Annotated in this window: 7 protein-coding genes; 4 read left to right on the top strand and 3 right to left on the bottom strand. The window is 38.2% G+C overall.

All coding sequences use genetic code 11. The annotated features are described in order from the left end of the window. Nucleotides 1-144 precede the first annotated feature (144 nt). A complete protein-coding gene (locus NO991_RS03675) occupies nucleotides 145-1,359 on the top strand; it encodes a hypothetical protein (RefSeq protein WP_054553336.1) in 1,215 nt (404 codons plus the stop codon). A 59-nt stretch (nucleotides 1,360-1,418) separates the two neighbouring features. Here the strand turns inward: NO991_RS03675 and NO991_RS03670 are convergent, their stop codons facing one another. Then, complete coding sequence (locus NO991_RS03670) at nucleotides 1,419-2,294, bottom strand: DNA replication terminus site-binding protein (RefSeq protein WP_371351689.1); 876 nt, start codon at nucleotides 2,292-2,294, stop codon at nucleotides 1,419-1,421. A gap of 436 nt (nucleotides 2,295-2,730) precedes the next feature. Between NO991_RS03670 and NO991_RS03665 the strand changes: the two genes are divergently transcribed. After that, a complete protein-coding gene (locus NO991_RS03665; RefSeq protein ID WP_054563102.1) occupies nucleotides 2,731-4,080 on the top strand; it encodes a class II 3-deoxy-7-phosphoheptulonate synthase in 1,350 nt (449 codons plus the stop codon). Nucleotides 4,081-4,143: 63 nt separating this feature from the next. Here NO991_RS03665 and NO991_RS03660 read toward each other — a convergent pair whose 3' ends face one another. Further along, nucleotides 4,144-4,953 (bottom strand): pyruvate, water dikinase regulatory protein, encoded by an 810-nt coding sequence (locus tag NO991_RS03660; RefSeq protein ID WP_054553333.1) that lies wholly within the window; start codon nucleotides 4,951-4,953, stop codon nucleotides 4,144-4,146. A 152-nt stretch (nucleotides 4,954-5,105) separates the two neighbouring features. On the opposite strand from NO991_RS03660, the gene ppsA reads away from it, so the two are divergent. After that, nucleotides 5,106-7,481: a phosphoenolpyruvate synthase gene (ppsA, locus tag NO991_RS03655; RefSeq protein ID WP_138617233.1), complete on the top strand. Its 2,376-nt coding sequence runs from the start codon at nucleotides 5,106-5,108 to the stop codon at nucleotides 7,479-7,481. Nucleotides 7,482-7,826: 345 nt separating this feature from the next. Here ppsA and NO991_RS03650 read toward each other — a convergent pair whose 3' ends face one another. Continuing rightward, nucleotides 7,827-8,036 carry a PGPGW domain-containing protein gene (locus NO991_RS03650; RefSeq protein ID WP_054553331.1) on the bottom strand — a complete coding sequence of 70 codons (210 nt, stop codon included), beginning with the start codon at nucleotides 8,034-8,036 and terminating at the stop codon, nucleotides 7,827-7,829. A 147-nt stretch (nucleotides 8,037-8,183) separates the two neighbouring features. Here NO991_RS03650 and NO991_RS03645 point away from each other — a divergent pair, with 147 nt between their 5' ends. Next, nucleotides 8,184-11,228: an FAD-binding and (Fe-S)-binding domain-containing protein gene (locus tag NO991_RS03645; RefSeq protein WP_371351688.1), complete on the top strand. Its 3,045-nt coding sequence runs from the start codon at nucleotides 8,184-8,186 to the stop codon at nucleotides 11,226-11,228. Nucleotides 11,229-11,253 lie beyond the last annotated feature (25 nt).

The following is an 11,253-nucleotide window of genomic DNA, read 5'->3' as shown; positions in this document are numbered from 1 at the left end:
ATCAGCAATTACGAAACAGTTAGTATAAAACTGATCCGAAGAAATAAATTATGATCGGATCAAGTTTATACTAACTTAAACATTTAACTTTTGAAGTTTTATGTGTTGTTATTAACTGTCGAAGAAAAATTGGAAATAAGAACAATGAGCCGAAAGGTCAACATCTCGGTAGATAACTTACCCGATACATTACGCGGGCAGATCCACGGGGTGGAAAGTGCAATAGATAATGAAAGTCTTGCACTATTTACAGACAACAAAGATGTGCGTGTTTCAATTGAAAATGCTGCACATGGTTTGAGAGCTTACTCAAATACATTTAATCATTATGATTTATGGGGACGTTTTGTCCGTTCTGGTCATAAGAAGCTTCCGGTTGAAGAAGCACCAAAGAAAACCATCGTCACAAGAAGAATCTCTGAAAAAGTAGACGGCATTCTTTATGATGGCGAAATCAAAATTACACCTGCGGTAGTAAGCACAAGAAAAGATGGTGAAGATGTTGAATATCTTGTTTGGCCATCTGATCGAGAAGAAAAAGTCGAACGTGCCTTAATTCGTTTAGCATCTAAAGGTAAAATTGTAAAAATCAATTTTAAGTCTGGCATTCAATACGCAGTTGTTTTTTCAATGAATGAATTAGCGCAAGAACTGAAAGCGGTTGGCCAGTCGATGCCTTATCCGCAAATCAAAGAATCATTAGAAGCATTACAAGGTTCTAAACTTTCTTTTAAATATTCAGCAACAGATACGCGTAACTCTGATATTGATGACTCATTTTACGAATCGAACATGAACTTTTTATCGTCACTTCATTTTAGTGGAAAAAAAGGTCAAGGTGGTAACGTAAAATGTGTGGCTTGTTTGAATGCCTTCGTTCATAACATGATCGATAACCTTGAATACAAAGGTTACTACTTTAATAGTGCTCAAGAATTAAAACGTGGTTTATCTCGTTGGATGATGCTTCGTTTATATCATTTATGGCGTTATGCGGCACCGGGTAAGACCTACCATTTCCGACTATTATCGATTATGGAAAAATATGGCTCTATTTATTCAACAGACGAAATTACCGAGAATAAATTAAAAGCTTTGCGTCGTGATATGACTACGACAATGAAAGACTTAATTGAGAAAGGTGCAATCTCTGAATATAACATTACCAATGTCAAAGATGACAAAACGGGTAATATTATTGATTACACATATGAAATGCATCCATCTGATCAATTTTGTGATGAGATTCTTACGCTTAATAAGCATAATAAACGAATCGAAATTCAAGGTGGGAAACGCATTGTTGAGAATGCGGTATTAATCGATGAAGATAAAATTGAAGAAATAGTCGAAGACTAATTTCTTTTATACTTACTTACTATATACAAAAGGCCACATATGTGGCCTTTTTAACATAATCAATCTGTCACTTGTTCTAAGTAAAGTCTATCAACTAAGAAATCATATTCTCTTTTTCGAGGGTGGCTTTCAGGTTTTTGATAATCAGTTAATGTACCCAGTTTTACATCTGGTTCTGGGTTTATCAAAATAAAAGGTAAAGCAGCACTAACATGATATCGATTTTTAGCTGTATATCTTACATTAACTTGTGGGCTAACTCTTGTTGGTCTACGAATTCGCAATTTTTCTTTATCACCTAAACTTGCAACACGACTTTGCTCTTGTGCAACTAGCGCTTGCCAAGCGTGTTGGTCGATCATTCTTGGGTTAGAATAACTAGCCGATTTATCCAACATTGCTAAGGCCATTTTTTTTGTTAGCGTTTTAGTTGCGTGTTTGTGCATCCAAGTAAAACGAACAGAGTAGGGCGATTCAGTTTCAAAATGGATCTTACGATATGCTGCAAGGGTAATGAGATTTGGAACAGCATTGTGAACAGCTTCAAACCTCGCATCATTATTATCGATAGCTATTACGCTATTTTTAAAATCAGCTTTGGCTTTATTTAACTGATTTATCCTTGCAATGAAATGTTGCTTATCGACATCTTTTAAAACTAATAAGCCTGGATGCCTTTTTAAAACTCGACTACTTAATCCTGTCTTTTTATAAAAATCACCAAAGGAATTTAGAATTAATTTATGAGCATCATCGCCTTCAATTTTATGTACACTAATTGAAGAAGGAACTTTCTTTTCGTCGTTTATATCGATATCTGGCAGTTGAAAATATGATGCCTTATGAAAACCGACTTCCATTAATTCTTCACAAAACAAATGAGTTAATTCACTTACTAAATCAAACTGACTGCGTATTTCTAACTTGGTACTCATAGGAACACATCTTACTTAACGTTTATTCAATTTTAACCTTATCTTCTGATAATTAATAGATAAATTTATTTTTATTGCTGACCTAACTTATAAATTAATTTAAGTATGATGTGTTCTTCATTATGATGCATAGTACAGGTTTTCAACTTGATCAATGTTAGATATAAATTGTTCAATATAAGTGTGTAAAGCAGAGGTTACACTAGGCCTTAATCTAGGTAAGATGTGTTCTTGGCCTTTGGGTTAATTGTTAAAACAAAAAAAGCTCTATAACTTACTGTTTCAAAATGGAAAGATGCTAAGTATCTGCTAGTTAATATCGAATCTGTTTATCAAATAACGAAATAATCGTAAATAGCTGAATATTGTCCTTGAACTTAGTACATGCAATAAGTTAGTTTTCGTAAATGGTCTATGTTAGGAATGAGGAAACAACATGCAATCGTGGAACCCAGACAGCTGGAGAAAACTGCCGATACTTCAGCAGCCAGAGTACCCAGATCAAGAAGCCCTAAAATCAGTTGAAGGGCAATTAAAAAGCGCACCACCTCTGGTATTTGCCGAAGAGACGCGTAGCTTATACAAACAACTAGAAGCTGTATGTGAAGGCAGAGCCTTCTTATTACAGGGTGGTGATTGCGCAGAGTCATTCAGTGACTTTAATGCAGCAAATATCCGCGATACATTTAAAACACTTTTACAAATGGCCGTTGTTTTAACTTATGGTGGTAAATGCCCTGTAGTTAAAATTGCGCGTATGGCAGGTCAGTACGCTAAGCCTCGCTCATCAGATTACGAAACGATCGATGGTGTATCTCTGCCTTCGTACCGTGGTGATATCATCAATAACTTCGAGTTCACTGAGCAAGCACGTGTACCCGACCCACAGCGTTTGATGACAGCATATCATCACAGTGCAGCAACGCTAAATTTATTACGCGCATTCGCGCAAGGTGGTTTAGCCGATTTACATCAAGTAAACCGCTGGAACATGGGTTTTGTTGCAGCAAATCCGCTTAAAGAGAAATACCAACAGCTAGCTGACAGAATTCAAGATGCGCTTGAATTTATGGAAGTGTGCGGTATCGACTCAACTGTTGCACCAAGCTTAAAAGAAACAGACTTATTTACATCACACGAAGCATTATTATTAGGCTACGAAGAAGCACTAACACGCCGCGACCACTTATCAGGTGACTGGTACGATTGTTCTGCACACTTTGTTTGGATTGGTGAACGTACACGTCAACTTGATCATGCACACATCGAATTCTTTAAAGGTATTAAAAATCCAATTGGTGTGAAAGTTGGGCCAGGTATGGACCCAGATGAGCTAATCAAACTTATCGATGCAGTTAACCCAGATAACATTCCAGGTCGCTTAACGTTAATTACGCGAATGGGTGCTGATGTACTGCCAGAGAAACTACCGGCACTAGTACGTAAAGTACAACAAGAAGGCCGTAAAGTTATTTGGAGCTCAGATCCAATGCATGGTAATACTGAGAAAGCGAGCTCAGGTTATAAAACACGTAGCTTTAATAATATTCTTCGTGAAATTAGCCAGTTCTTCGCAGTACACAAAGCTGAAGGTTCATACCCAGGTGGTGTTCACCTTGAAATGACTGGCCAGCACGTGACTGAATGTACTGGTGGTGCATATGGCTTATCTGATGAAGATTTAGCACAGCGCTACCGCACTCAGTGCGACCCACGCCTAAATGCAGATCAAGTTTTAGAACTAGGTTTCTTAGTTGCTGATTTATTAAAAGACGCACGTAAGTAACACTAAGTTATCCAAAAAAGGCTGCATATTGCAGCCTTCTTTAATGTCCGATACTAAAATAAGTTAGTACTTACGTCTTTCAAGACCAGTATCAGATATAATCTTTGCAGAAATTTCTTCTACTGAATGATGAGTCGAATTTAAAAATTGAATCTTCTGTTTTTTATAAAGCATTTCTACTTCACGCACTTCGATACGACACTGTTTTAAAGACGCATATTTTGAATTAGCCATACGACGCTGGCGAATATCGGCAAGGCGAACAGGGTCAATCGTTAAACCAAAAAGTTTATGTTTGTAAGCTTTTAAACACTCAGGCAGGGTGCCTCTTTCTAAATCATCTTCTGTCAGCGGGTAATTCGCCGCTTTGATACCATATTGTAATGCCAGGTATAAACTAGTTGGTGTTTTACCGCTTCTGCTAACACCTACTAAAATAATGTCGGCTTCAGCATAGTTTTTAATGTTAGCGCCATCATCATTGGTCAACGCATAGTTAACCGCATCAATACGAAAATCATAACTTTTCTCGTGCATCGAATGCGTTCTATGAACCTTTGGTACTGGCGCAACTTTTAACTCTTGAGAAATTTTATCACTGTATTGTGATAAAAAGTCATAACACACCGCGCAAGACGATTTAATAATTTCACTTAGCTCGTGGTTTACAAAAGTGAAGAACACGAGTGGCTGTTCTCCATCACGTTGCGCTGTTGAATTAATTAAGTTCTTAACTTCAATTGCTTTTTTTTCTGTTTCAACAAAAGGAATTGTTTTGTGATTAAACTCAACAGGAAACATAGATAAGGTCGCATGACCAAAGACTTCAGAGGTGATTGCTGTTCCATCAGAAATATAAAATGCAGTTCTCATATTTAACCTTTTTATTACCTTTATCTGCAAAATAGGGGCTTCACGGTTTACGTGAGGTCTGTTGCCAGTGTAGAATGACTACGACCTTTTTAGAAGGTTTTCTTTCTTAACTCTCACAGTTAGTACTACAATTTGTTTATGGAGAAAGATCCGTGCAAGAATACGTTCTCTGGTATCAAGAGCTTGGTATGCAAGATGTTCCTCGTGTTGGCGGTAAAAACGCTTCACTTGGTGAAATGATCTCAAACCTAGCTAACGCTGGTGTTCAAGTGCCAGGTGGTTTCGCTACAACCGCTGATGCATTCAATGAGTTTCTAGAGCAATCTGGATTAAACTCAAAAATCCACGATATTTTAGACACATTGGATGTGGATGATGTAAATACACTCGCTAAAGTCGGTGCCGAAATCCGCCAATGGATTATCGATACACCATTCCAACCTAACCTAGACCAAGCCATCCGCGACGCATATAGCCAACTACACGGCGACGCATCACAAGATGTTTCATTTGCAGTTCGCTCATCTGCTACAGCAGAAGACATGCCAGACGCTTCATTCGCAGGACAACAAGAAACGTTTTTAAACGTACGTGGTATTGATGCAGTAATGACTGCAATCAAACACGTGTTTGCCTCACTATTTAATGACCGCGCTATTTCTTACCGTGTTCACCAAGGTTATGATCACCGTGGTGTTGCACTTTCAGCTGGTATCCAACGCATGGTTCGTTCAGATAAAGCAGCTTCAGGTGTTATGTTCAGTATTGATACTGAATCTGGCTTTGAAGATGTTGTATTTGTAACTTCAAGCTATGGTCTTGGTGAAATGGTTGTACAGGGTGCTGTAAACCCAGATGAATTTTATGTTCATAAACCAACGCTTGCTAACGGTAAACCAGCGGTAGTTCGCCGTAACATTGGTTCAAAAGCAATCCAAATGATTTACTCAGCGGATGAATCACATGGTAAGCAAGTTGAAATTGTTGACGTAGATTCGTCACTTTCAAACAAATTCTCAATCACAGATGCTGAAGTTCAAGAACTTGCAAAGCAAGCTGTTATTATTGAAAAGCACTACGGTCGTCCAATGGACATCGAGTGGGCAAAAGACGGCAACGACGGTAAACTTTACATCGTTCAAGCACGTCCAGAAACAGTTCGTTCAAACGAAGACGCTAACGTTATGGAGCGTTTCCAATTAAATGGTACAAGCACAGTTGTTGCTGAAGGCCGTGCAATTGGTCACAAGATTGGTTCAGGTACTGTACGCGTACTAGATTCAATTGATGAAATGGACAAAGTACAACAAGGCGACATTCTAGTTACTGACATGACTGACCCAGACTGGGAGCCAATCATGAAACGTGCCGCTGCGATTGTTACAAACCGTGGTGGACGTACTTGTCACGCGGCAATCATTGCTCGTGAATTAGGTATTCCTGCAGTTGTTGGTTGTGGTAATGCAACTGATTTAATTAAAGCAGGCCAAGATGTAACTGTATCGTGTGCCGAAGGTGACACAGGTTATATCTACGAAGGTATTTTAGATTACGAAGTACTTACATCACGTGTTGATGAAATGCCAGAATTACCAATGAAAGTTATGATGAACGTAGGTAACCCTGATCGTGCATTCGACTTTGCTCGCTTACCTCATGCCGGTGTTGGCCTTGCGCGTGTTGAATTCGTAATCAACCGAATGATTGGTGTTCACCCTAAAGCACTTCTTAATTTTGATGCGCAATCTGACGAGCTAAAAGCTGAAATCTCAGAAATGATGGCAGGTTATGAATCACCTGTAGAATTCTATATTTCTAAGCTTGTTGAAGGTATTGCAACACTAGGTTGTGCGTTTGCACCTGAGCGTGTCATTGTTCGTATGTCTGACTTTAAGTCAAACGAATATGCAAACCTTGTTGGCGGCCAGCAATATGAGCCAGAAGAAGAAAACCCAATGATTGGTTTCCGTGGTGCAGCACGTTATATCTCTGAAGACTTCCGTGACTGTTTCGCTTTAGAGTGTGAAGCGATTAAACGTGTTCGCAACGAAATGGGTATGACTAATATTGAAATCATGATCCCATTTGTTCGTACGCTTGAAGAAGGTAAGCGCGTTATTGAATTACTTGAAGAACATGGCCTTAAACGTGGCGAAAATGGTCTGAAAGTAATCATGATGTGTGAATTACCATCAAACGCGTTACTTGCAGATGAGTTCTTAGAATATTTTGATGGTTTCTCTATCGGTTCAAACGACTTAACTCAGTTAACATTAGGTCTTGACCGTGACTCAGGTTTAATTGCCCATCTATTTGATGAGCGTAACCCTGCAATCAAGAAACTATTATCAATGGCTATTCAAACTGCTAAAGCAAAAGGCAAATACGTAGGTATTTGTGGTCAAGGTCCTTCAGATCATGAAGACTTTGCAGCTTGGTTAGTTGAGCAGGGCATTGATTCTGTTTCTCTAAACCCAGATACAGTATTAGAAACTTGGTTATATCTTGCTAAGAAATTAGCCGACTAAGTACTTTATTTAATTAAAATAATGATTCTGATATAAAAAATGCCAGCACTTAGCTGGCATTTTTGTAACTTCGAAGGGCGTGTTGTCCTTTTATGATTGATTTTGCAGCAGTGTGTTTGGTATTTAGGCAAGGCAGAGCCTGTGTAGTGTGGTTGTTCCACATAAATAGGTTATAACGCAGCATCAATGCCAAACACGCGCTGCCCTTCGGGTTCTTTCTAGGGGCGATTAACTCTTTGTTGCTCGATTTTTACTTAGCCCACTAGGTTACAAATCTCGCGCCGCGATTAAATCTCCCCTAGAGTGAACAAAGTCTAATCTACAAAGGACAACACGCCCTTTAAATCAGCGAGCAAGTTTTTTATCGATATAAGCACATGACTTAGTCAGAGCCTTTTGGCACAAGGTTAAATAATCACGCGCTTTAGGATAGTAAAAAGATAAACAGAAAAGTCCTGCAATAAAGAAGATCAGCGACGGTCCGGGAATAATAACAAAAACTAAACCCAATAACATGCACAAGGCACCTAAACTGATTAATGCAATTTTTTTCATCTGACTATCTCATTTGCTGCTTTAATACACAGTATAAAAGTATTGCCCCCGAAATCGATAAAAAGAGTGTTACAAACTGTAAAATCTTCAATTTATCTTAGCTATTAGCATGATATAATTTGCAAAATGCCTTAATTTATCACCGTCATGATAGCAACAATAAGCCAACAACAAGCCACCACAGAACTCGTTTCTAATTACTTAGATACAATACAAAAACAAGGTTTTAGTGGTGATACCGATGCAAGCTTTTCTACACGTTTAAGTTTATCAACCGATAACAGCGTTTACCAACAGGTACCTCAAGGTGTCATCTTTCCAAAGTCAGCAAAAGACATACAACTTGCTATGCAAATTGCTTCTCGTGATCCGTTTTTATCACTGACTTTTGGTCCACGCGGAGGTGGTACAGGTACTAATGGTCAATCGCTAACCCCAGGTATAGTTGTTGATTTATCTCGCTACATGCGTGAAATTTTAGAAATCAATGTCGAAGAAAACTGGGTGCGCGTGCAAACGGGTGTAATAAAAGACCAATTAAACGACTTTTTGCGTCCTTACGGTTTTTTCTTTGCGCCCGATTTATCAACAAGTAACCGTGCAACAATCGGTGGAATGATAAATACAGATGCATCAGGTCAAGGCTCTTTGGTTTATGGCAAAACAAGTGATCACGTTTTAGGCCTAACAACTTATCTTGTTGATGGCACTGAAATGTCAACAACCCCTATGCCTGTTGAAAAAGCAAAAGTTATTGCTGAGCAAAACACGACTGTAGGCAAGTTATATAAAACAGTTTTTGATATTGGTCTTGAGAATCGAGACGCTATTTTAGAAAAATTCCCTCGTTTAAACCGTTTTCTGACCGGCTACGATTTAGAACATATTTTTTCTAATGATTTACAAACCTTTGATATGAGCCGATTAATTACAGGCTCTGAAGGTTCATTAGGTATAGTTACTGAAGCTAAACTAAACATTACACCCATTGCTGAATTTAAAACATTAATAAATATTAAATACGATAGCTTTGATTCTGCACTTCGTCATTCACCCTTTCTAGTTGCAGCAAATGCAACTTCGGTAGAAACAGTCGACAGTAAAGTACTTAACCTTGCTCGAGAAGATATCATTTGGCATTCAGTATCGGACTTAATAACCGATGTTGAAAACAAAGATATGCAAGGACTCAACATGGTTGAGTTTAATGCGGTTTCACCAGAAGACATTAAAGATAAAGTAGACACTCTTTGTAAGCTACTCGATGAATGTGTTGAAAAACAAACTAATGGGGTGATCGGTTATCAGTTAACGAATGACAAAGCTGATATATTAAAAATTTATGCAATGCGTAAAAAGTCAGTGGGCCTTTTAGGAAATGTAAAAGGCAGTCAAAAACCGTTAGCTTTTGCTGAAGATACTGCAGTACCACCAGAAAACTTAGCCGATTTTATAGTCGAGTTTCGTGAACTTCTCGATAACCACAACCTTCAATATGGTATGTTTGGCCATGTTGATGCCGGTGTATTACACGTACGACCGGCTTTAGATATGTGTGATCCAGAGCAAGAAAAATTACTTCGTCATATTTCAGATGAAGTCGTTAAACTGACTGCAAAATATGGCGGCTTGATGTGGGGTGAGCACGGAAAAGGATATCGAAGTGAATATGGCCCTGAATTTTTCGGCGAGCATTTATTTACACAACTTCGAAAAATCAAAGCGGCATTTGATCCAAATAACAGAGTAAACCCAGGTAAAATCTGTACGCCAATTGAAAGTAAAGACTCACTCGTTTCTGTTGATGATCAAAAGCGTGCCTGGTTCGACAAAGAAATTTCTATCGATGTTAAAACAGAATTTAATAACGCGATGACCTGTAATGGTAATGGTCTATGTTTTAACTACGATGAAAAATCACCAATGTGTCCATCTTATAAAGTAACAGGTGACCGCCGTTATTCACCTAAAGGTCGCGCAAGTTTAATGCGCGAGTGGTTGCGCCTTCAAGAATCTGAAAATATTGATTTACTCAATGTCGAAAAAGAATTAGTTAATGGTGAAGTGATCACTTGGTGGGAGCGCTATCAACATAGTCGCGATAAGAAAAAAGGCGTTTATGATTTCTCTCATGAAGTAAAAGAATCAATGGACGAGTGTTTAGCTTGTAAAGCATGTACTACTGCTTGCCCAATCAAAGTTGATGTACCAACATTCCGTTCACGCTTTTTAAATTTCTACCATAGTTATTATGCGCGCCCAGCAAAAGATTACTTAGTTGCAGGCATCGAACAAACTGCGCCGGTGATGGCAAAGTTTGCTAAAGTGGTAAATCCAATTGTAAATACAAAGCTTGTTTCAGGTTTAATTAAAAATACTATTGGTTATGTGGATACGCCAAGCTTAAGCGTACCGCAACTTTCTAAACGTGTTTCTAAAGATCAGCAATTTAATTTTGAATTACTTAATTCGCTTTCAAAAGAACAACAAGCAGAGTATGTACTAATAGTACAAGATCCATTCACGAGTTTTTACGAAGCTGAATTAGTCGAAAGCTTTATTAAAGTGATTAAAGCGCTAGACAAAAAGCCGATGCTATTACCGTTTAAACCAAATGGTAAAGCTCAGCATGTAAAAGGTTTTTTAAATGAATTTAAAACAACAGCAAAAAATGCAGCTGAGTTTTTAAATTCACTCAGTGAAATCAATGCTCCTTTAGTTGGGCTCGATGCATCTTTGGTTATGTGTTACCGAGATGAATATGTGTCAATTTTAAAAGAGAACCGTGGAGATTTTAAAGTTGAGCTTGCGCATGAATGGCTTCAAACGCAAAACTTTAAACAAGTTACTCTTGCCACTACAACAAATTCGCCATTTAAATTGTTGAGTCATTGTACTGAAACAACAGCAATGCCGAATGCATCTAAAGTTTGGCAAACCATTTTTGCTGATCTAAATTTACAGCTTGAAACTACCAGTACGGGTTGTTGTGGTATGGCAGGAACGTACGGCCATGAAAAACAAAACCAAGAAAATTCACGGGCTCTTTATGAAATGAGTTGGCAACCAATTATTTCAAGTAATGAGCCTGAAACTATTTTAGCAACTGGCTTTTCTTGTCGTAGCCAAGTGAAACGCTATGAAAAATTTAAACCAAAGCATCCACTGCAATTAATTGCAGAGCTACTTTAAGTTGTAAAAATAAAAAAGGCGCTCA

The organism is Pseudoalteromonas sp. DY56-GL22 (assembly GCF_041414715.1).
GTDB classification, from domain to species: domain Bacteria; phylum Pseudomonadota; class Gammaproteobacteria; order Enterobacterales; family Alteromonadaceae; genus Pseudoalteromonas; species Pseudoalteromonas simplex.
Note: the sequence above shows the minus strand (reverse complement) of the source record. Positions and strands in the feature narration are given on the sequence as shown.